Annotated in this window: 16 protein-coding genes and 1 pseudogene; 10 read left to right on the top strand and 7 right to left on the bottom strand. The window is 72.9% G+C overall.

The window, feature by feature from the left end; translation table 11 throughout:
- Window positions 1-4 precede the first annotated feature (4 nt).
- Window positions 5-331 (bottom strand): hypothetical protein, encoded by a 327-nt coding sequence (locus tag RGE_RS00145; protein WP_173391622.1) that lies wholly within the window; start codon window positions 329-331, stop codon window positions 5-7.
- Between the two features lie 217 nt (window positions 332-548).
- Here RGE_RS00145 and RGE_RS00140 point away from each other — a divergent pair, with 217 nt between their 5' ends.
- The gene (locus RGE_RS00140) at window positions 549-1,181 is read left to right on the top strand and encodes a CoxG family protein (RefSeq protein WP_014426267.1); all 633 of its coding nucleotides are present in this window, start codon (window positions 549-551) and stop codon (window positions 1,179-1,181) included.
- Window positions 1,182-1,562: 381 nt separating this feature from the next.
- On the opposite strand, the gene RGE_RS00135 is transcribed toward RGE_RS00140, so the two are convergent.
- A complete protein-coding gene (locus RGE_RS00135) occupies window positions 1,563-2,408 on the bottom strand; it encodes an alpha/beta hydrolase (RefSeq protein WP_014426266.1) in 846 nt (281 codons plus the stop codon).
- A gap of 353 nt (window positions 2,409-2,761) precedes the next feature.
- Between RGE_RS00135 and RGE_RS00130 the strand changes: the two genes are divergently transcribed.
- Window positions 2,762-4,252 carry a diguanylate cyclase gene (locus tag RGE_RS00130; RefSeq protein ID WP_014426265.1) on the top strand — a complete coding sequence of 497 codons (1,491 nt, stop codon included), beginning with the start codon at window positions 2,762-2,764 and terminating at the stop codon, window positions 4,250-4,252.
- On the opposite strand, the gene RGE_RS00125 is transcribed toward RGE_RS00130, so the two are convergent.
- Complete coding sequence (locus RGE_RS00125; protein WP_014426264.1) at window positions 4,253-6,916, bottom strand: M1 family metallopeptidase; 2,664 nt, start codon at window positions 6,914-6,916, stop codon at window positions 4,253-4,255.
- Between the two features lie 132 nt (window positions 6,917-7,048).
- Between RGE_RS00125 and RGE_RS00120 the strand changes: the two genes are divergently transcribed.
- Together RGE_RS00120 and thpR are read left to right on the top strand one after the other, a co-directional pair.
- Complete coding sequence (locus tag RGE_RS00120; RefSeq protein WP_014426263.1) at window positions 7,049-7,867, top strand: ProQ/FinO family protein; 819 nt, start codon at window positions 7,049-7,051, stop codon at window positions 7,865-7,867.
- A 14-nt stretch (window positions 7,868-7,881) separates the two neighbouring features.
- Window positions 7,882-8,391, top strand: coding sequence for an RNA 2',3'-cyclic phosphodiesterase (gene thpR, locus RGE_RS00115; protein ID WP_014426262.1), 510 nt, complete (start codon window positions 7,882-7,884; stop codon window positions 8,389-8,391).
- 7 nt (window positions 8,392-8,398) lie between these two features.
- On the opposite strand, the gene RGE_RS00110 is transcribed toward thpR, so the two are convergent.
- Window positions 8,399-9,688: a M16 family metallopeptidase gene (locus RGE_RS00110; protein WP_052310943.1), complete on the bottom strand. Its 1,290-nt coding sequence runs from the start codon at window positions 9,686-9,688 to the stop codon at window positions 8,399-8,401.
- A 76-nt stretch (window positions 9,689-9,764) separates the two neighbouring features.
- Here RGE_RS00110 and RGE_RS00105 point away from each other — a divergent pair, with 76 nt between their 5' ends.
- A complete protein-coding gene (locus RGE_RS00105) occupies window positions 9,765-11,069 on the top strand; it encodes a glycerate kinase type-2 family protein (protein ID WP_014426260.1) in 1,305 nt (434 codons plus the stop codon).
- Here RGE_RS00105 and RGE_RS00100 read toward each other — a convergent pair whose 3' ends face one another.
- Window positions 11,070-12,611, bottom strand: coding sequence for a cryptochrome/photolyase family protein (locus tag RGE_RS00100; RefSeq protein WP_043783627.1), 1,542 nt, complete (start codon window positions 12,609-12,611; stop codon window positions 11,070-11,072). It lies immediately after the preceding gene.
- Complete coding sequence (locus tag RGE_RS23455) at window positions 12,608-12,775, bottom strand: DUF2256 domain-containing protein (protein ID WP_014426258.1); 168 nt, start codon at window positions 12,773-12,775, stop codon at window positions 12,608-12,610. Before RGE_RS23455 ends, RGE_RS00100 begins: the two co-directional genes overlap by 4 nt.
- 176 nt (window positions 12,776-12,951) lie before the next feature.
- Here RGE_RS23455 and RGE_RS00095 point away from each other — a divergent pair, with 176 nt between their 5' ends.
- Both RGE_RS00095 and RGE_RS00090 read left to right on the top strand, forming a co-directional pair.
- Entirely contained in the window at window positions 12,952-13,893 is a 942-nt protein-coding gene (locus tag RGE_RS00095; protein WP_014426257.1) for an esterase/lipase family protein, read from the top strand.
- Window positions 13,890-14,753 carry a lipase secretion chaperone gene (locus tag RGE_RS00090; protein WP_014426256.1) on the top strand — a complete coding sequence of 288 codons (864 nt, stop codon included), beginning with the start codon at window positions 13,890-13,892 and terminating at the stop codon, window positions 14,751-14,753. Before RGE_RS00095 ends, RGE_RS00090 begins: the two co-directional genes overlap by 4 nt.
- A gap of 205 nt (window positions 14,754-14,958) precedes the next feature.
- On the opposite strand, the pseudogene RGE_RS00085 reads toward RGE_RS00090, so the two are convergent.
- Window positions 14,959-15,855, bottom strand: a pseudogene (locus RGE_RS00085) (LysR substrate-binding domain-containing protein); the annotation flags it as partial.
- 149 nt (window positions 15,856-16,004) lie between these two features.
- Between RGE_RS00085 and RGE_RS00080 the strand changes: the two are divergent.
- The 3 genes from RGE_RS00080 (at window position 16,005) to RGE_RS00070 (ending at window position 21,458) form a co-directional block, all read left to right on the top strand.
- Window positions 16,005-16,895 (top strand): alpha/beta hydrolase fold domain-containing protein, encoded by an 891-nt coding sequence (locus tag RGE_RS00080; RefSeq protein WP_014426254.1) that lies wholly within the window; start codon window positions 16,005-16,007, stop codon window positions 16,893-16,895.
- Window positions 16,896-17,011: 116 nt separating this feature from the next.
- The gene (locus tag RGE_RS00075; RefSeq protein WP_043783622.1) at window positions 17,012-18,190 is read left to right on the top strand and encodes an efflux RND transporter periplasmic adaptor subunit; all 1,179 of its coding nucleotides are present in this window, start codon (window positions 17,012-17,014) and stop codon (window positions 18,188-18,190) included.
- A 25-nt stretch (window positions 18,191-18,215) separates the two neighbouring features.
- Window positions 18,216-21,458, top strand: coding sequence for an efflux RND transporter permease subunit (locus RGE_RS00070; RefSeq protein WP_014426252.1), 3,243 nt, complete (start codon window positions 18,216-18,218; stop codon window positions 21,456-21,458).
- The last annotated feature ends 11 nt before the right edge of the window (window positions 21,459-21,469 follow it).

The raw sequence follows: 21,469 nt of genomic DNA, 5'->3' as shown, positions 1-21,469 counted from the left end.
CCTCTCAGTGGTCCTCGAGCCGGGTGTGCACGCCTTCGGCGGGCTCGCCGGTGTCAGGATCCAGCCAGTCGGCGATGCCGAGCTCCTGCTCGGCTTCGAGGAGGGTCTCGCCGGGTTCGATCTCGCCGTCGCAGGCCGCTTCCATCGCCTGCAAAGCCTCGTCCTCGGTGGCGTAGGGGCCGAACTCCTGGCGCCCGGTGGCGGCCAGCCAGTACCAGCCGTCGGGCCGTTCGATGATCTCGCCGTCGCCCGGCGGCGAGGCGTCCAGCGGCAGGTCCTCCTCGAGCTTCGGGGCCACGAACCGGGCGGGGGTCTGGACTTGCGCTTTCATCGTTCGTACTCCTCTTCGACGAACCCATTCTGAACCTCGCACCCGGCCGCGCAAGGTGTCCGAGCACCCCGTGGCATCAAGGCTCGCCCCCACGGGAAAAGCCTGATAAGGTCAGCAATCGACCTGAGAGCCGCGCGGCCGGGTCCCCGCTAGGATGGGCTGACCCACTACCGGACGCCGCGACGCTCCCGGCGGCACGCGGCACCGCCCCGCCGCGATGGAATTCAGACTCGACAAGCGCTATGCGCTGCCGGTCGGCCTCGACGCCGCCTGGGCCGTGCTCTCCGACGTGCGCGCCACCGCAGCCTGCCTGCCCGGCGCCTCGATCACCGAACAGGTCGACGACACGCACTACAAGGGCCTGGTCAAGACCAAGGTCGGCCCGGCGATGATGAACTTCGCCGGCGAGGTCGAGGTGCTGGCGCTCGACGCCGGCGAACACCAGCTGCAGATGGTCGGCAAGGGCGCCGACAAGGCCGGCTCCGCGGCGTCGATGAAGCTCAGCGCCCGGCTGGAGCCCGGCGACAGCGCCGGCAGCTCGACGCTGGTCGGCGAAGCCACCGTCTCGGTCTCCGGCAAGCTGGCGCAGTTCGGCAGTCGGCTGCTGGTGCCGGTGTCCGACGCGATGCTGGCGCAGTTCGTCGCCAACTTCGGCCAGGCCGCCGCAGCGCTGCAAGCGGCCCAGACACCCCCGGCCGCCCAGGCCACGCCCGACGCCGCGGGCGACCCGACCGAAGCGCCCCTGCCGCCTCCCGCTGCACCACCGCCGCCGCGTGAACTGAACGCGCTGGGCCTGCTGTGGACGGTCTTCAAGCGCTGGCTGGCCGGACTGTTCGGCCGCCGCGGCTGAAACGGCGCCGGCAGAGCCGGCTTGAACACAGCTTATCCACAACGACGCCCACAATGGGGACAAGTCTGGGGACGACTTTCGCGTAAGCCCCGGGTTGTCCACAGCCGAACGGCCTGCCGCCAGGTTGTCCAGAAACGCGGTAGAACTCGTCCCGGGGTCGGCCCACAGTGTTGAAGGCGGTGCAAGCCCTTGATCCATAAAGCAGTTTCGGACTTGTGCACAGGCCGGGCGGCCTCTACTACGACTACCACGTAGAAAAATAAGACCAATACTGGATAACAGCGCGGCGCGCGGGAGCTGCAGCGGGGGCCGCGGCGCGATCTCCCGACTGGGCAAAAAAAAAGCCGGCGAATCGCCGGCGTTCGGGGAGTTGCGGAGGCCTCAGGGACGCTCGGCCGCGGTGGCCAGCGTCTGCGGTCTGGGCATGCGGCCGGCTGCCAGCTCGGCCGACCAGCTGGCGGCCAGCGTGCGCACCCGTTCGACGTTGACCTTCTGCGGTGTGCCGCAGAAGGTACGGCCGACCCAGTCACTGTCTTCGCCTTCGGCGTCGACGTGTGTCGAGCCGGCGCCCATGCGCACGTCGGTGACGCTGTCGTGGCCGGCAGCTGCGGCTTCGTCGCGCAGCTGGCGCAGCACCGGCATCGCCACCTGCTCGGCATTGCAGCCGCTGGGCGCCGCGGCGATGGCCAGCACCGGGCGTTGACCGCCCTGCGAGACGGCACGCAGCTGATCGGCAAAGCCCTCGACCGGCACCGGGTCGAGCAGCAGCGCACCGGCCAGGCGCTCGGGTGCCGCAGCATCGAGCCGCCAGCCCAGGCGCGCCGCGAAGGCGGCTCCCGCCGAATGGCCGCCGACGACGATGCGCCGGGGCAGCGGCCGACCGTCGGGCAGCGTCATCGTGCCGAGCAGTGCCTTGGCCATCGCGTCCGCGAGATCCGGGTTGCCGTGCGCCATGTCGGCGTCGATGCACAGCGTGGCCAGGCCTTCGCGGGCGATGCGGCGCGTGGTCTCGCGCAGGTTGGCGCAGCTGCGCGTGAAGCCGTGCTCCAGCACCAGCAGCGCCTGCGGCTCGCCGACCGGCAACGCCCATTCGGCGGCATAGGCGCGGCCGCCGATCTCCAGCGCCGGCGTCGTCGTGATGCCGCCGGTGCTCGGCCCGGGCACGCTGGCGCAGCCGGTCAGACCGACCGCCAGACTGCGTACCAGCAGGCGCTTGAAGCTGCCCATCACACGGCGTCCTCCCGGCGCCCGCGAACCGGACACCGCGGCGTTGCCGAGGCAAGCAAGGTTCCCGGAGTCCGGGCGCGGGTCTGGGTCGGGCGTCACGGTGGGCATCGGATGAATTCCAGATTTTCTTGATCGGCTATTTCCCTCGCCTCGCGAGCGTCTTGTGCGATGTCTTGCGTGAACTGATCAACGCGAAACACAACTGATCGTGCGTCGCCACGCGACGAAGCGCGTGCCACCCGGTGCTGGCGCAAAACCCCAGCGGGGCTGCGGCCGCCAGAATCCGTCGGGGGATGGATCACCCGGGTGTTTCATGCATCGTATGCATGAGGCCCGCCATCCCGGGAGGACAGATGGGACCGGAAACCATCGTCTGGATCGTTCCGGACGACGCCAGCCAAGCGGATATCGCGGCGGCGGATTTGCGCAAGGCGGGCTACACCGTCATCGAACAGAGCCTGGCCGCCGCATCACGGCTCGCGGCCGATCTGCGGGTACTGCCGACCGCGTCGCTGGCCGACGAGGCCACGCTGCGCCTGGCCTGCGCCGCCGATCGCCGGCCGACGCTGGTGCTGGCCCACGACGAGGCCGCCGAAGCCGTCGCGCTGGAGGTCTGCGACCTGCGCGACGAAGTCGTGCGCCTGCCGCAGGCGCCGCAGCACGTCGCGGCGCGCCTGGAACGGCTGATCCGCCGCGAGCGCGACTCGGCCTGGCTGCACCGCGACGCCGTCACCGGGCTGCTCAACCGCCGTGCCTTCGGCCTGCGCCTGCGCAAGGTGCTGGAGGAGATGCTGCCCGGCGAGGTGCGCGGCCTGGTGCGGCTGGACCTGGACCGCTTCCGCCTGCTCAACGACGAATTCGGCCATGCCGTCGGCGACCAGCTGCTGCGCAGCGCCGCCGAGCTGCTCGCCGCCGGGGCCTCGCCAGAGGACTCGATCGGCCGCGTCGGCGGCGACGAGTTCGTGCTGCTGCTGTCGCGTTACGACCTGCAGACCCTGGTCAACGACGCGCATGCGCTGCTCAAGCGCCTGTCGGTGCCGATCGAGGTGCCGTCTGCCGGCCGCAGCGTCGTGCTCACCGCCAGCGCAGGCATGACGGTGCTGCGGCCGCATTTCACCGAGAGCGAGGTCATGCGCCAGGCCGACGCCGCGATGTACGAGGCCAAGGGCGCCGGCCGCAACCGCCTGATGTGTTTCGAGACCGCGGCCGGCGGTTATGTCGCACCCGACATCGATGCCGACCTCGACCGCTTCAACGAGGTCACCAAGGTCTTCAGCGACCGCCTGGCGCGCATCGTCGGCGACATGGGCCGGCGCCTGGTCGAAGGCGCACGGCGCCAGGCCTTGCAGGACGCGCTGACCGGCGCCCACAACCGGCGCTACTTCGACGAGCGCCTGGCGCGCGAGGTGTCGCAGGCGCATCGCAGCGGCCGGCCGCTGGCGCTGGCGCTGCTGGACATCGACGATTTCCACGGCATCAACGCCAACTTCGGCTGGCCCTCGGGCGACGGCGTGCTGCGCGAGTTCGCGGCGCTGGCCGGCGGCAACGTGCGTCTGGTGGACTGGCTGGCACGCTACGGCGGCGAGGAGTTCTGCGTCGTGCTGCCCGACACCACGGCCGAGGCCGCGGTGACGGTGATGGAGCGCATCCGGGCGGCGGTCGGCGGCCATCGTTTCGAGGCCACCGACGGCCGTCCGGTCTCGGTCACCGTCAGCGTCGGCGTCGCGATGACGGCGCCGGGCGACGACTCGCCCGTGGCGCTGGTCGACCGCGCCGGGCGCGCCTGCCTGCGCGCCAAGGCCGCCGGCAAGAACCGCGTCGTGCTCGGCGACGCCGCTGCCTGATCAGCCGCGCGCCAGCCGGGCCGCCAGCGCCTGCAGCGACGGCGCCAGCCGCTGTGCCTCGGCGGCGCGCACCTGCGCCCGCAGCGTGATGCGCGAGGCCACGCGGGCTGCGGTCGCCGCGCCGGGGTCGCCGACCAGCCGCTGCTGGTCGGCCAGCAGGCGCCGGGCGACTTCGGCGTCGGCCGAGGCCGACACCGTGCCCGGCAGCAGCCAGCCGCGGGCGCCGAACATCGGCCCGGCCAGTTCGCCCAGGCGCGCGAACTCGGCGACGACGAAGGCGTAGGCCAGGTCTTCGTGGCCCGGCGCCTCGCCGACCATCTGCGGCAGCGTCGTCGCGATGTTGGCCGGCAGCGTGCCGTCCAGGGCACGGGCCAGCAGCCGGCGCGCCAGCGCCGCGTCGGGCACGCTGGCGGCGGCCGCGGCGTAGAGCCAGCGGTCTTCCTCGTTCGTCGCCGCATCCAGCCGCTGCAACAGCTGCCTGAAGCGGGTTTCGTCCGCGTGCCGGCCGACGGCGCCGATGACGCCCCGGCGGATCGCCGGCGGCAGCGCCGCCCGGCCGGCGAGGTCGGCGTCGAAGAGCTCGCGGGCACGGGCGATCACCGCCTCGTCGCCGTAGGCCGCGAGGTCGCTGATCAGGGCGTTGCGCAGCTGCTCGGTTTCGCTGTCTTCGCCGGCCCGCGGGTTCCAGCCCAGCGCGGCCAGCTCGGGGGCGAACAGCGCGCGTGCCGCGGAGTGCAGCGCGCCCTCTGCCGGGCTGCCGCGCAGGCTCTGGGCCAGGAACTCGAGGGCCGCCCGCGCCTGGGCGTAGAGCGCCGGGCGCGCCGGGCCCTGGACCGCCGGCAGCTGCGCCAGCAGATCCAGCAGCGAACTCATCGGCAGCCGGCCGGCCTGCGCCAGCGCCAGCGTATCGGCCAGCAGCGTCGCCTGGGCGGTGCCGGGCAGCTCGGCGAAACGCGCCACCAGCGCGGCATGCCAGGCCGGCGTGTAGGCGACACGGTAGAAGCCCTGGCCACCCGGGTTCAGCAGCGTCGGCGTGGCCGGGCAGCCCGGCAGCGTGGTGGCGGCCTGCGCCTGCTCGAGCAGCAGCGTGTGCGTGCGGCCGCCGTGCTGCACCACCAGCGGCAGCTTCCACAGGCCGGGTGCCTGCTCGCCGTCGAAGCCGAAGCGGCGCTGGCTCAGCGCCAGGCGCGTGCGGCCGTTCTCGCAGCGGCTGTCGGCCTGAACCAGCGGGAAACCCGGCTGGTCGGTCCAGCTCGCCGCGACCGCGCGCACGTCGCGCCCCGAAGCCCGGCCGATGTGGTGCCAGAGGTCGCCGGCGGTGGCGTTGGAGAAGCGGCGTTCGGCCATGTAGGCGGCCAGCCCCTGGCGGAAAGCCTGCGCGCCGATCCACTGTTCCAGCATCGCCAGCACCGCCCCGCCCTTGACGTAGGTGATGTCGTCGAAGACGTCGAAGACCCGGTCCTCGGGCACCGCGCCGGAACGGATCGCGCGTGTGGCGCTGCCGGCGTCGCGTGTCATCGCGTCGTCGATCGGCTCGCGGCGGCGCAGTGCGATGTTCCAGTCGGGGTTGAAACGTTCGGTCGCCTTCTCGGCCATCCAGGTGGCGAAGGCTTCGTTGAGCCAGATCTCCTCCCAGGACGCGGCGGTGACGAGGTTGCCGAACCATTGGTGCGCGACCTCGTGGGCGACGATCGAGAACACACGCTGGCGCGTTCTCGCGTCGCTGCGCGCCGGGTCGAACAACAGCGTGTTCTCGGCGTAGGAGATCAGCCCCCAGTCCTCCATCGCGCCGAAACGTGTGCTCGGCACCGCCAGCTGGTCCAGCTTGGGCAGCGCGTAGGGCTGGCCGAAGTAGGCGCTGTAGAACGGCAGCACACGCTCGGTGACTTCCAGCGCATAGGCGCCCTGCGCCGCCTTGCCCGGCGCGGTGAGGATGCGCAGCGGCACGCCGGCCGCGCGCCCGGCCAGCGCGTCGAAGCGCCCGGCGGCAAGCGCCACGAGGTAGCTGGGCATCGGCGGCGTCGGCGCGAAGCGGTGCAGCCGCTGCCCGCCGTCGGCGACGACGCTGCGTTCGGCGGTGTTGGACACGACCTCCACGCCTTCGGGCGTGCGCACCGCGAGTTCGAACACCGCGCGGAACGACGGTTCGTCGAAGGCCGGGAACACCATGCGCGCGAAGACGGCTTCGAGCTGGGTCGCCAGCATCGCGCCCGGGGCGCCGCCGCCGTAGGGCGCGCGGTACAGGCCCGAGTCGGTGCGCTGCACCTCGCCGTCCCAGGCCAGCACCAGCGTCGCCCGGCCCGCGGGCAGCGGCTTGCCGTCCGCCGGCACCAGGCGCCAGGTCTGGCGGGTCTCGTCGGCCTGCACCTCGAGCACCCGTTCGTGGCCGCCGGCTTTCAGCGTCGCGCCGCGGGGCTGCAGCTTGTAGGCGTGCAGCACGATCTCGGGCACCGTGCGGCGCAGCCGTAGATCGATCGCCGCCCGGCCGCTGAAGCGTTCGGCCGCGGGGTCCAGATCGAGCGTGATCGTGTAGCGCGACGGCAGCACCGTCTTGGGCAGCGTGCCCGGCGTGCGATCGAAGTCGAAACGCGGCTGCGCCAGCGCGGCGGTGGCGCACAGCAGGGCCACGGCGCTGAACGAGCGGACGAAACGGAGAGGCTTCATCGTGGGCTCCGGGGAGGCTGAACGGCGACTGTAGCGACGCGCCGGTGTGCGAAATCGCCCCGGCTTGCGCCAGCGGCGCCCACAGGTCCTCTGCTGCGGCGACAATCCCCAACCTTTTCCGCGCTGTGTTCCATGCCTGACGACGATCAAACCCTGCCCGAACCTGGCGCGGCGTCCGTTCCTCCTGAGACGGCCGAGACGCCCGAGACGGCTGTCGAGCCCGCGGCCGAGCCGGCCGAGGCCGCCCCGCGTGCGGCGGAGCTGTCGCCGGCCGAATGCGCCGCGCGCCTGGCCGAGCTGTTCCCGGCGCTGTTCGCGCCGCCGCCCAAGCCGCTGAAGCTGCGCATCCAGGCCGACATCCAGGCCCGTGCGCCGGGGATCTTCACGCGGCGCACGCTGTCGGTCTTCCTGCACCGCTACACGACGTCCAACGCCTACCTGTCGGCGCTGGTGAAGGCCGAGCAGCGTTTCGACCTCGACGGCCAGCCGGCCGGCGAGCTGAGCGCCGAGCACCGCGAGCTGGCCGCCGCCGAGATCGCGCGCCGCCGCGGCGTGCACGAGCAGCGCCGTGCCGCCGAACGGGCTGCCGCCCGCGCCGCCGACGCCGAGGCGCGCCGCCAGCAGCAGGCCGACCACGAGGCCCGCCGCGACCGCGCCGGGCTGCTGCGCGCCTTCGAGACGACGACGCTGACCCCGGCCAACTTCTGCGCGCTCAAGGGCATCGCCGAGGCCGAACTCGAGGCGGTGCTCGAGCAGGCCCGCCGCGAACGCGCCGAACGCCCGCCGATGCCGCCGCGCGAAGCGCGTCCCGGCGGCCCGCGCCCCGACCGTGGCCCGCGCCGTGACGGCGAACGTGGCCCCGGTCCGCGCCGCGACGGCGCACGGCCGCAAGGCCCGCGTGGCGAACGCGGCCCGCGGCCCGAAGGCCAGGGCCGCCCGCCCAAGCGCTGACACGGCGCACGGCGATGGCCGCCGAGCCGACGGCGCGGCTGTTTCTCGCCGTCTGGCCCGACGCTGCGGCGCGTGAGGCGCTCGTCGACTGGCAGCGCCGCTGGCAGTGGCCACGCGGTGCCCGCCTGACGGCGCCTGATCGCCTGCACCTGACGCTGCATTTCATCGGCCAGGTGCCGACGGCGCGCATCGCCGCCGTCGCCGACGGGCTGGCGGTGGCTTTCGAGCCTTTCGAACCGGGTTTCAGCCGGCCCGCGCTGTGGCGCGGCGGGCTCGCGCTGGCGATGCCGGAGACGGTGCCGCAGGCGCTGACCGCCCTGCACGGCCGCCTGGCCGAGGCGCTGCAGGCCTTGGCGCTGCCGGTCGAGCGCCGGCCCTACAAGCCGCATCTGACGCTGGCGCGCGATGCCGAAGGCGCCGTGCCGCCGGCCGAGCCGCTGGCCTGCCGTTGGACCGCCGAGGCCTGCACGCTGGTGCAGTCGGCCGGCGGCTACCGCACGCTGCGCCGCTACCCGGCGCGCTGACGCCGGTTCAGGCTGCGGCGAGCAGCGAACGCACGCGTTCGCCGGCGGCGCGCGGCAGCTCGCCCGACAAGGCGATCGTCGGCCCGGCGGCCAGCATGCGCGCGAAAGCCGCGCGCACGGTCTCGGCCGGCACGGCGTCGATGCGCGCGCACCAGGTGCGCGTGTCGCAGACGCTGCCGGTGGCGTAGAGGTCCAGCACCGCGTCTTCCAGGCGCCGGTAGGGGCGCTCGTGGGCGCGCAGCCGGCGCACCGCGAGCTGGGCCTTGCCGCGCTCCAGGTCCTCGTCGGCGACCTGCTGCGCCTGGGCCTTCAGCAGCGCCAGCGTCTCGGCCAGCAGCTCGTCGATCTGCCCGGGCGAGGTCGAGGCCTCCACGACGAACTGGCCGGCGATGTCGAGCACGTCGGCCGAGCAGGCGGTGTAGTAGGCCAGGCCGCGCTGCTCGCGGATGCGGTCCATCAGCGGCGAGCTCATGCCTTCGCCGAAGACGGCGGCGGCCAGCACGCCGGCCGGGTCCTGCGCGGCCAGCCCGGGCAGCGGGAACCCGAGCACCAGGTGCGCCTGGCTGCTGCCCGACAGGCGCTTGGTCGCCACGCCGCCGGCGTAGACCGGCGCGGCGACGAGGTTCTCGTGGCCGGAGTCCATCGTGCCGAAGGCGGCCTCGACGGCGGCCTCGAAGGCCGGCACGTCGATGTCGCCGGCGGCGCCGACGACGACGTTGGCGCCGGTGTACTGGCGGCGCAGGTAGTCGACCAGCGCGTCGCGGCCGAAACGTTCGATGTTGCGCCGCGGGCCGATGACCGACTGGGCCAGCGCGTGCGGGCCCCAGCAGGCCTTGTCGAAGAGCTTGAACGCGGTCGACAGCGGGTCGTCCTCGTCCTCGGTGCACTCGTGCAGCAGCACCTGGCGCTCGCGCTCCAGCTCGTCGGCGGGGAAGGTTGGGTGGCGCACCAGGTCGGCGAGCATCTCGACCAGCTGCGGCACGTCGGCCGGCCGGCCGTGCATCGTGTAGCCGGTGTGGTCCTTGTCGGTGTGGGCGTTGACCTCGGCGCCCAGGCGTTCGGCGTCGAGGTTGATGCGGCGTGCGTCGCGCATCAGCGTGCCCTTGAACACCATGTGCTCGACGAAGTGGCTGATGCCGTTGTCCAGCTTCGATTCGTGTGCGCTGCCGCTGCGCACGAAGACGCCGATGCTGGCGGTGTGCACGTGCGGCATGCGGATCGTCACGACGCGCACGCCGTTGGGCAGGCGCGTGATGCGGGTGTCGTCGGGGGCGGTGGCGGAATGCAAGGCGCTCATCAGGCAACGGGGGGAACGGGCGGCGAGCATAGGCGATGCCCGGCCGCGCTGCCGGCCGGTCCGATAAGCTGGCGTGATGCCTGCCCTGCCCGACTCCCGCCTGGCCCCCCGCGCCTTCCTGCGTGCGCTCTACGACGCCGCCGTGCAGCGTGCACTGCCCGGGCAGGTGCTGGCGGCGCACCTGCCGCCGCCGCCGCACGGGCGCACCGTCGTCGTCGGCGCCGGCAAGGCGGGCGGGGCGATGGCCGCCGCGCTCGACGCCGCCTGGCCGGCCGAGGCGCCGCTGTCGGGGCTGGTCGTCACGCGCTACGAGCACGTGCCGCCGGCCTACCGCGCCCGTGGCGGCCGCATCGAGGTCGTCGAGGCCGCCCACCCGGTGCCCGACGCCGCCGGCCGCGCCGCCGCGGCACGCATCGCCACGCTGGTGCAGGGCCTGGGGCCGGACGACCTGGTGCTGGCGCTGGTCTCCGGCGGTGGCTCGGCGCTGCTGTCGCTGCCGGCGCCGGGGCTGACGCTGGAAGACAAGCAGGCCGTCAACCGCGCGCTGCTGCTGAGTGGCGCGTCGATAGTCGAGATGAACTGCGTGCGCAAGCACCTCTCGGCGATCAAGGGCGGGCGGCTGGCGGCGCTGGCGGCGCCGGCGCGGGTGTGCTCGCTGCTGATCAGCGACGTGCCGGGCGACGACCCGGGCGTCATCGCCAGCGGCCCGACGGTGCCCGACGCGACGAGCTGCGCCGACGCGCTGGCGATCTGCAGGCGCTACGCGATCGAGCTGCCGCCGGCGGCACGCGCCGGGCTGGAGAGCGGCGCCTTCGAGACGCCCAAGCCCGGCGACCCGCGTTTCGCCGGCCACGCCGTCGAGCTGATCGCGACGCCGCAGCAGAGCCTGGAAGCCGCCGCCGCGCTGGCGCGCGAGGCCGGCGTCGAGGCCCACGTGCTCAGCGACGAGATCGAAGGCGAGAGCCGCGAGGTCGGCAAGGTGCATGCGGCGCTGGCACGCGCCGTCGCGCGCCGTGGCCATCCTTTCGCCAAGCCCTGCGTGCTGCTGTCCGGTGGCGAGACCACCGTCACCGTGCGCACGAAAGGCGGGCGCGGCGGCCGCGCCGGCGAGTTCCTGCTCGGCTGCGCGCTGGCGCTGCAGGGCGAGCCCGGCGTGCACGTGCTGGCCGCCGATACCGACGGCATCGACGGTGTCGAGAGCAACGCCGGCGCCATCGTCACGCCCGACACGCTGGCGCGCGCCGCGGCCGCCGGCCTCAAACCCGCCGAGCGGCTGGACCGCCACGACAGCTTCCCGCTGTTCGAGGCCCTGGGCGACCTCGTCGTCACCGGGCCGAGCTACACCAACGTCAACGACTTCCGCGCGCTGCTGATCGTCTGATCAGACGCCGGCCGTGCCGGCACGCAGCGCCGCCGCACGGTCGCCGATGCGCGCCCGCTCGGCCGCGTCCAGGCGCGCCAGGTGCTTCAGCGGCATCGCCATCCGCGGGTTGGTGGCCAGCGTCGCCTCGTGGCGCAGCAGGAAGTCCCAGTACAGCGTCGTGAACGGGCAGGCCGTGTCGCCGATGCGTTCGCCGGGGCGGAAGCGGCAGCCGGCGCACAAGCGGCCGGCGCTCATGCGCTCGATGTAGCGGCCGCTGGCGACATAGGGTTTGCTGGCCATCAGGCCGCCGTCGGCGTTCTGGCTCATGCCCAGCGTGTTCGGCAGCTCCACCCATTCGACGGCGTCGACGTAGACCGCCAGGTACCAGGCGTGCACCTCTTTCGGCTCGACGCCGAGCAGCAGCGCGTACAGCCCGGTGACCATCAGGCGCTGGATGTGGTGGGCATAGCCGTGCTCCAGCGTCTGGCCGATGGCGTCGGCCAGGCAGGCCATCGGCGTGTCGCCGCTCCAGTAGAAGGCCGGCAGCGGCTCGTGCGCGTCCCAGGCGTTCAGCTCGGCGTAGCCCGGCATGCGCGTCCAGTAGACGCCGCGCACGTACTCGCGCCAGCCGAGGATCTGGCGGATGAAACCTTCGGCGCTCTCCAGCGGCACGTGGCCGGCGCGGTAGGCGGCTTCGGCCGCGGCCACCACCTCGTGCGGGTCCAGCAGCTTGAGATTCAGCGCCGCCGAGAGCTGCGAGTGCCAGAGCCAGGGCTCGCCGGGCCACAGCGCGTCCTGCCAGCGGCCGAAGCCGGCCAGGCGCTCGGCGACGAAACGCTGCAGCGCGTGCAAGGCCTGCTCGCGTGTCACCGGCCAGGCGAAGGAGTCCAGCCGGCCGGGGTGGCCGGCGAAGCGGCGCCGCACCAGGTCCAGCACCTCGCGCGTGATCGCATCGGGCTCGAAACGCGGCGGCTCGGCGTGCGCCGGCGGGCCGTCGCGGCCGAAGGCCTCGCGGTTGTCGGCGTCGTAGTTCCAGCGCCCGCCGCAGGGTTCGCCGTCGTCCATCAGCACGCCGTGGCGGCGGCGTTGCTCGCGGTAGAAGAACTCCAGCCGCAGCGTGCGCCGGGCGCGCGCGTGGGCGGCGAACTCGCGCACCGTGCAGAAGAAATGGCGGTCGGGGCGCAGCTCCAGCGCCAGGCCTCGCGCTGCGGCCACGGCCTGCAGCGCGCGCAGCACGCGGTGGTCGCCGGGCGCGGTCATCACCAGCGCTTGCGGCTGCAGGCGCTCGATCGCGGCGTCCAGCTCGCCGGCCAGGCTGCCGCGGTTGTCGGCGTCGTCCAGCCGCGTGTAGTGCACGCGCCGGCCGGCCGCCTGCAGCGCCTGGGCGAAGTGGCGCATCGCCGCCAGGAACAGCGCCGTGCGCGGCTGACTCGACGGCACCTGCGTCGATTCCTCGTCGACCTCGGCCATCCAGACCGCGTCCTGCGCGGCGTCGAAGCCGTCGAAGGCCGCGGCTTCGGCGTCGAGCTGGTCGCCGAGCACCAGCACCAGATGTCTCATGCGCCGCGCTCCGTGTTATTGCGTTTACGGCAGGCGTCGGAGCAGTAGCGCACCTCGTCCCAGTTCTTCGCCCAGGCGCGGCGCCAGACCATGGGCCGGCCGCAGACCACGCAGGGTTTGCTCGGCAGGAAGCGTTTGTTGCCCTTGAAGGCGCCGGTGTTCATCGGGGGACGGCGTGTCGCGTTCGGCCGCGAGTGTGCCGTGCGCGACGCCGTGTCGCCTGCGATCTGGGGAGTCGCCCCGGCGCCACGGGCAAGCCCCGATGCCGAGCGGCCGGGCGCTCGGTTGTGATGTCTTCGCCGCGCTCCCACGCGGCGTCCAAGAAGATCAGGAGGAGACGATGACCCGACGCATCCGCGCCCGTTGCGCCGCGCTGGCGCTGAGCCTGTCCCTGTCCCTGACGCTGGCGCCGTTGGCGGCGCAGGCCGACACCTACACCCAGACGCGCTACCCCATCGTGCTGGTGCACGGCATGCTGGGTTTCGGCGCCATCGGCCCGGTCGACTACTTCTACGGCGTGCCGGCGGCGCTGCGCTCGGGCGGTGCCGTCGTCTTCACGCCTTCGGTCTCGGCGCTGGAAAGCAGCGAGGCGCGCGGCGAGCAGCTGCTGGCCCAGCTGCGCCAGCTGAAAGCGGCCTACGGCTACAGCAAGTTCAACCTGATCGGCCACAGCCATGGCGGGCCGACGGCGCGTTACGTCGCCGCCGTCGCGCCGGAGCTCGTCGCCTCGGTGACGACGGTCGGCTCGCCGCACACCGGCTCGCCGGTGGCCGACGGCATCCAGGCGCTGGCCGCAGCCACCGGGCTGACCGGCGTCGTCGCTTCGATCGTCAACGCGCTGGGTGTCGTGATCTCGTGGATCTCGGGCAACGCCCAGCTGCCGCAAGACGCGCTGGGTTCGCTGACCTCGCTGAACACGCCCGGGGCGGCGGCCTTCAACACGCGTTTCCCGCAAGGCGCGCCCGCGTCGCCTTGCGGCCAGGGCGCGGCGGTCGTCAACGGTGTGCGTTACGCCTCGGTGGGCGGCACCAGCGTCGTCACCAACCTGCTCGACCCCGGCGACGCCTTCCTGACGCTGGCGTCGGCCTTCTTCAGCGGCGAGGCCAACGACGGCCTGGTGGGCCGCTGCTCGTCGCACTGGGGCACGGTGCTGCGCGACGACTACGGCTGGAACCACCTCGACGAGGTGAACCAGGCGCTGGGCCTGCGCAACCTGTTCGCGTCAGACCCGGTGGCCTTCTACCGCAGCCAGGCCAACCGTCTGAAGACGGCCGGGCTGTGAGCGCGCTGCGTCTGGCCGCCGCCGGCGTGGCGACGGGGGCCGTGCTCGCGCTCGGCCTGCTGTGGCACACGCCGGACGAGACCCACCCGCAAGCGGCGCCTGCGGCGGCTCCACCTATCGCCCGGCCCGCCGCGCCGGCCGAAGCGGCGCGCCCGGCCTGGCGCGCGACGCTGGCCGTGCCGCCGGAGTTCGAGCGCTGGGTGCAGGAGCACAGCGCCTTGCGCGGCACCACGCCCGACGGCGGCTGGGGGCCGGTCGTCGACGGCCGCCTCGTGCCCTCGGCCGCGCTGCGCCGGCGTTTCGACTACGCGCTGCAGCTCGACGGCCAGGCCCCTCCCGAGGCCATCGGCGCCTGGGTCACCGAGCAGGCGCGGCGCGAGCTGCCTGCGGCCGCGGCGGCCGAGGTCGAGCGCCTGTGGCAGGCCTACCAGGGCCTGCGCGCCGCGCCGGCCAGCCTGGCGCCGCGTGCCGGTGACGCGCAGAGCATCGCCGCCGCGCTCGACGAGCGCCATGCGCAGCGCGTGCATTGGCTGGGCGAGGCCTGGGCGCGCGCGTTCTACGGCGACGAAGAAGCGGCGCTGCGCGCCCGCCTGGCCAGCGGCTGGCAGACCGCGAGCGCCGACGCGCTGATCGACGCCACGCGCCTGGACTCCGCAGCGCGCCAGCGCCTGGCCGACGAACTCGCCGCGCAGGCGCGCTGGGGCGAACGCATCGCCGCCGCGCGCGCCGAACTCGAACGCCTGCAGCGCCAGCCCGGCCTCGACGAAGCGCAGCGTCACCAGGCCGCCGAGCAGCTGCTGGCGGCCGAGTTCGCCGACGAGCGCGAGCGGCTGCGGGCGCGCGGGCTGCTGGGGCGCTGAGCGTTCAGACCGCGGGCGTCGACAGCGACGCGGCCATCGCCGTCAGCGGCGCCAGCGCCTGCGCCGTCGCCGCCTGGGCCGACTTCCAGGCCTGATGCTCGGCCTCGAGGCGTTCGTACCAGGCCGACAGCTCGACGCAGGTCGCCGGCGGGTTGCCGTCGGCGTCCAGGCTGCAGGCGGCGAGCAGCTGTTCCTCGGCGTCGGTGTGGCGCAGGAAGAGTTCGGCCACCCAGTCGACGAACACGCGCAGCTTGGTGCTCAGGTGGCGGTTGGGCGGGTAGACGATGTACATCGGCAGCGCATCGCTGTCCCAGTCGCAGAGCAGCGGCACCAGTTCGCCGGCGTCCATGTGCGGGCGCAGCGTGAAGTACGGGATCTGCACGATGCCCAGCCCGTTGATCGCCGAGGTCAGGTAGGCGTTGCCGTCGTTGACCGAGACGCGGTAGCGGCCCATCACCTCGATGCGTTCGCCGTCGCGGTTGAAGTCGAACGGGTAGTGCCGCCCGGTCTGCGCCGAGAAGTAGCTGACGACCTTGTGCTCGCCGCTCTCCAGCTCGCGCGGGTGGCGCGGCAGGCCGTGGCGGCGGATGTAGTCGGGCGAGGCGGCGGTCACGTAGCGCCAGAAGCCGACGCGGCGCGCGACCAGCGAGGGGTCGGTGATCTCGCCGCCGCGCAGCACGCAGTCGACCTTGTCGCCGACCAGGTCCACCGGGCGGTCGCTGACGCCCAGGTCGATCTGGATCTCCGGGTACTGCTCGCAAAAGCGCGGCAGCGCCGGGATCAGCAGCAGCCGCGCCACCGACGAGGGCACGTCGATGCGGATGCGGCCCTTGGGCGTCACGCGCGCATGCGTCAGCGAGCCTTCGAGTTCGTCCAGGTCGTTGAGCAGGCGGCTGACACGCTCGTAGTAGGCCGCGCCGTCGGGCGTGACGGTGACGCGGCGTGTCGTGCGGTTCAGCAGCCGCGTCTGCAGCTGCTCTTCCAGCGACTGGATCAGCCGCGTGACCGCGGCCTTGGGCAGGCCCATCGAGTCGGCCGCCTTGGTGAAGGTGCCGGCCTCGACGACGCGCGTGAAGGCCTGCATGGCGCTGAGTTTGTCCATCGTCCGGCTCCGTCGGCGACGCGGCATTGTTTCATCCGCTGAAAAACTATGTCTGAGCGACGGCAGTTTATTCCGCCTTCGGCAACGCCTATCGTTCATCCCAACGCTGAACACCTGTTTCTACCGTTTTCACCCCCCACCCGCCTCCGATGAACGCCCTCGCCCTGCTCCCCGCGACGCCCTGGCGCGACCTCCAGGTCGATGCCGGCCTGGCCGCGCCGCTGGCGGTGCGGCTGCACGAGGCGGCTGCGGGCGCCAAGCGCCGCCCACTGGTGCTGCACCTGCCGGGTGGCGCCTTCATCGGCGGCGATCTGGATTCGGGCCTGCCGGCGGCGCAACTGCTGGCCGCCAGCGGTTGTGTCGTCGCGTCGCTGGACTACCCGAAGGCGCCGGCACAGCCTTTCCCGGCGGCGCTGCAGGCCGCCGCGGCGCTGCTGCGCTGGCTGCGCCGGGCGCGCTGCCGGCTGGCCGGCATGGGCAGCACGCTGTGGGTGGCCGGCGAGGAAGCCGGCGCCAACCTCGCCGCCGGCCTGGCGCTGTGGGCGCGTGACCAGGGCCTGCCGCTGGCCGGCCAGGTGCTGCTGGCGCCGCTGCTGGACCCGCGCATGGCCACCGCCTCGCTGCGTGCCGCCGGCCAGGGCTGCGCCGACTGCAGCATCGCGCGTGGCTGGCACGCCTACCTGGACGGCCGCGCCGACCATCCCTACGCGGCGCCGCTGTACGCCGCCCGGCTGGCGCGTGTCGCGCCGGCCTTCGTCGCCACCGCCGACGACTGCCCGCTGCGCGACGAAGGCCGGGCCTACGCCGGCGCGCTGCGCTCGGCCGGCGTCACGGTGCACGAAAAACGCCTGGCCGCCCCGACCGGCTGGCCGCAGGCGCTGACGCGCCTGGCGTCCTTGCAAACCCCCTGGGCGGCCGAGCTGGTCGCCGCCTTGCGGGCCTTCCGGGACGAGACCCGGGCGGCCTGCTGTCCGATCGTCCGGCGCTCGACGAAGCGCGCCGGACCTGCCGAACCGGAGCCCGGCGCCCGCAGCGCCTGAGCTTCACGCCTCTTTCGCCGGGCCCGTCGTGGCCCATCCCGGGCTGCCTCCACGGAGGCGGCCGGGGCCGGTCTTTCCGTGCCGTTCCTGCCTGTCGTCTGTTGGAGGACTCCACCATGTCGTTCCTGTCCACCTATTCCCGCCGCCCGCATCCGCTGGCCATCACCGCCGTCGTCGCCGCGATCGCCGTCGGCGCCGGGGCGCTGCTCGTGACCCACGATGCCGGCGCCGAAGCCGCGCCCGCGGCGATGCCGGCCATGCCGGTCACCGTCGCCGCCGTCGTGCAGCAGGAGGTCGTGCCCTGGGCCGCCTTCTCCGGCCGCCTGGAGGCGGTCGAACACGTCGAGATCCGCGCCCGCGTCTCGGGCACCGTGCTCGAGAGCCATTTCCGCGAAGGTGCGCTGGTCAAGGCCGGCGACCTGCTGTTCACGATCGACCCGGCGCCTTATGCCGCCGAGGTCGAACGGGCCCGCGCCCAGGTGCTGGCGGCCGAAGCCCGGCTGCGTTACGCCCGCGGCGAACGCGAACGTGCCGAGCGCCTGTGGGACGAGCAGGCCATCGCCCGGCGCGACTTCGACGAGCGTGACAACGCCGCCCGCGAGGCCGAAGCCAACCTCAGCGCCGCGCAAGCCGCGCTGCAGTCGGCGCAGCTCAACCTCGGCTACACCAAGGTGCGCGCGCCGGTCTCGGGCCGTGTCGGCAAACGCGAGGTGACGGTGGGCAACCTGGTCGCCGCCGGCCCGGGTGCGCCGGTGCTGACGACGCTGGTCTCGGTCGACCCGATCTACGCCAGCTTCGACGCCGACGAGGCGACGGTGACACGCGCGCTGGCCACGCTGCCCGACGGCCCCGGCAAACGGGCCGCGATCGACCGCATCCCGGTGCGCATGAGTGGCGACGGCGCCGAGCGCCAGGGCCGGCTGCAGCTGGTCGACAACCAGGTCGATCCGAAGAGCGGCACGGTGCGCCTGCGCGCCGTGTTCGACAACGCCGACGGCGCGCTGATGCCCGGCCAGTTCGCCCAGCTGCAGCTCGGCCAGCCGAAGGCGCAGAGCGCGCTGCTGGTCGACGAACGGGCGGTCGGCACCGACCAGAACAAACGTTTCGTCTGGGTCGTCGGCGCCGACCACAAGGCGAGCTGGCGCGAGGTCTCGCTGGGCGCGTCCGTCGGCGGGCTGCGCATCGTCGCTTCGGGCCTGAAGGCCGGCGAGCAGGTCGTCGTCAACGGGCTGCAGCGTGTGCGGCCGGGCGTCGAGCTGGCGCCGCAGCTCGTCGAGATGGGCGCGCGCTCCTGAGCCGCGGCCCCAGGAAGGAACTCCGATGAACCTCTCCAAGTTCTTCATCGACCGGCCGATCTTCGCCGGCGTGCTGTCGCTGCTGATCTTCCTCGGCGGCCTGATCGCGGTGCGCGGGCTGCCGATCTCCGAGTACCCCGAGGTCGTGCCGCCGTCGATCGTCGTGCGCGCCAGCTATCCCGGCGCCAACCCGAAGGTGATCGCCGAGACGGTGGCCACGCCGATCGAGGAGCAGATCAACGGCGTCGAAGGCATGCTCTACATGAGCAGCCAGGCCACGACCGACGGCCTGATGACGCTGACCGTCACCTTCAAGCTCGGCACCGACCCCGACAAGGCGCAGCAGCTGGTGCAGAACCGCGTCGCACGCGCCGAGCCGCGCCTGCCCGAGGAGGTGCGCCGGCTGGGCATCACGACGGTCAAGTCCTCGGTCGACCTGACCATGGTCGTGCACCTGCTGTCGCCCAGCGGCCGCTACGACATGACCTACCTGCGCAACTACGCGGTGCTCAACGTCAAGGACCGCCTGGCGCGGGTGCAAGGCGTCGGCGACGTGCAGCTGTTCGGCTCGGGCGACTACGCTATGCGCATCTGGCTCGACCCGCAGAAGGTGGCCGCGCACGGCCTGTCGGCCGGCGACGTGGTGGCCGCGATCCGCGAGCAGAACGTGCAGGCCGCGGCCGGCATCGTCGGCGCGTCGCCGGGGCTGCAGGGCATCGACGTGCAACTGCCGATCAACGCCCAGGGCCGGCTGCAGACCGAAGAGGAGTTCGGCGACATCGTCGTGCGCACTGCCGGCGACGGCGCCGTGACGCGGCTGCGCGACGTCGCGCGCATCGAGCTCGGCGCCGCCGACTACGCGCTGCGCTCGATGCTCGACGGCAAGGACGCGGTGGCGGTGCCGATCTTCGCCGCGCCGGGCTCCAACGCGATCGCGATCTCCGACGGCGTGCGCGCGACGATGGCCGACATCGCCAAGGCGATGCCCGAAGGCGTCGCCTACGAGATCGTCTACGACCCGACGCAGTTCGTGCGGGCGTCGATCGAGTCGGTGGTGCACACGCTGCTGGAGGCGATCGCGCTCGTCGTGCTCGTCGTCATCCTGTTCCTGCAGACCTGGCGCGCGTCGATCATCCCGCTGCTGGCGGTGCCGGTGGCCGTGGTCGGCACCTTCGGCGTGATGGCGCTGTTCGGCTTCTCGATCAACGCGCTGTCGCTGTTCGGCCTGGTGCTGGCGATCGGCATCGTCGTCGACGACGCCATCGTCGTGGTCGAGAACGTCGAGCGCAACATCGAGGGCGGCCTGAGCCCTCGCCAGGCGACCTACCGCGCGATGCGCGAGGTCTCGGGGCCGATCATCGCCATCGCGCTGGTGCTGGTGGCGGTGTTCGTGCCGCTGGCCTTCATCACCGGGCTGACGGGGCAGTTCTACCGCCAGTTCGCGCTGACGATCGCGATGTCGACGGTGATCTCGGCGATCAACTCGCTGACCCTGTCGCCGGCGCTGGCCGCGCTGCTGCTCAAGGGCCACGGCGAGGCGCCCGACCGGCTGACGCGCGCGATGGACCGCGTGCTTGGCGGCTTCTTCCGCGGCTTCAACCGGATGTTCCACCGCGGCGCCGAGCGCTACAGCGGCGGCGTGCGCGGCGCGATCTCGCGCAAGGCGGCGATGCTGGCGCTGTACGCGGTGCTGGCGGGGCTGACCGTCGTGCTGTTCCAGGTCGTGCCCAAGGGCTTCGTGCCGGCGCAGGACAAGCAGTACCTGATCGGCTTCGCCCAGCTGCCCGACGGCGCGACGCTGGACCGCACCGAGGCCGTGACGCGGCGCATGGACCAGATCGTGATGCAGCAGCCGGGCGTGGAGCACGCGATCACCTTCCCGGGGCTGTCGATCAACGGCTTCACCAACAGCGCCAACTCGGGCATCGTCTTCGTCGCGCTGAAGGACTTCGACCAGCGCCGCGACCCGGCCTTGTCGGCCGGCGCCATCGCCCAGGCGCTGAACCAGCAGTTCGGCCAGATCCAGGACGCGTTCATCGCCGTCTTCCCGCCGCCGCCGGTGCAGGGGCTGGGCACGACCGGCGGCTTCAAGCTGCAGCTGGAAGACCGTGCCTCGCTGGGCTACGACGCACTCGACGCGGCGCAGAAGGCGTTCATGGCCAAGGCCTACCAGACGCCGGAACTGGCGGGGCTGTTCTCCAGCTGGCAGGTCAACGTGCCGCAGCTCTACGCCGACATCGACCGCACCAAGGCGCGCCAGCTCGGCGTGCCCGTGACCGAGATCTTCGACACGCTGCAGATCTACCTGGGCAGCCTCTACGCCAACGACTTCAACCGCTTCGGCCGGACCTACTCGGTGCGTGTGCAGGCCGACGCCGCCTACCGCGCCCGCCCCGAGGACATCGGCGCGCTGAAGGTGCGCTCGACCAGCGGCGAGATGGTGCCGCTGTCGGCGCTGCTGAAGGTGAACACCACCTTCGGGCCGGAACGGGCGATGCGCTACAACGGCTTTCTCAGCGCCGACATCAACGGCGGCCCGGCGCCGGGCTATTCGTCGGGCCAGGCGCGCGAGGCGGTCGAACGCATCGCCGCCGAGACCCTGCCCAAGGGCATCTCGTACGAGTGGACCGAGCTCACCTACCAGGAGATCCTGGCCGGCAACTCGGCGACGCTGATCTTCCCGCTGGCCATCCTGCTGGTGTTCCTGGTGCTGGCGGCGCAGTACGAGAGCCTGACGCTGCCGCTGGCGATCCTGCTGATCGTGCCGATGAGCCTGCTGGCGGCGCTGACCGGCGTCTGGCTGGACGGCGGCGACAACAACGTCTTCACCCAGATCGGGCTGATGGTGCTGGTGGGGCTGTCGGCGAAGAACGCGATCCTGATCGTCGAGTTCGCGCGCGAGCTGGAGTTCGCCGGGCGCACGCCGGTGCAGGCCGCGATCGAGGCCAGCCGGCTGCGGCTGCGCCCGATCCTGATGACCTCGATGGCTTTCGTGATGGGCGTGCTGCCGCTGGTGCTGGCCAGCGGCGCCGGCGCCGAGATGCGCCAGGCGATGGGCGTGGCCGTGTTCGCCGGGATGATCGGCGTCACCGCCTTCGGCATCTTCCTGACGCCGGTGTTCTACGTGCTGCTGCGCCGCCTGGCCGGCAACCGCCCGCTGAAGCTGCACGGCGAGGTGCCGCACGACGTCGAGGCGCCGCTGGAGCCCGACATGGAGCCCGGTGGCGCGGCGCTGCCGCGGCCGGCCACGACCCCAGGGGCGGCGTGAGCCGCGGCCCC

The organism is Rubrivivax gelatinosus IL144, assembly GCF_000284255.1.
Lineage (GTDB): Bacteria > Pseudomonadota > Gammaproteobacteria > Burkholderiales > Burkholderiaceae_C > Rubrivivax > Rubrivivax gelatinosus_A.
This window is presented reverse-complemented; position numbering and strand designations above follow the sequence as displayed.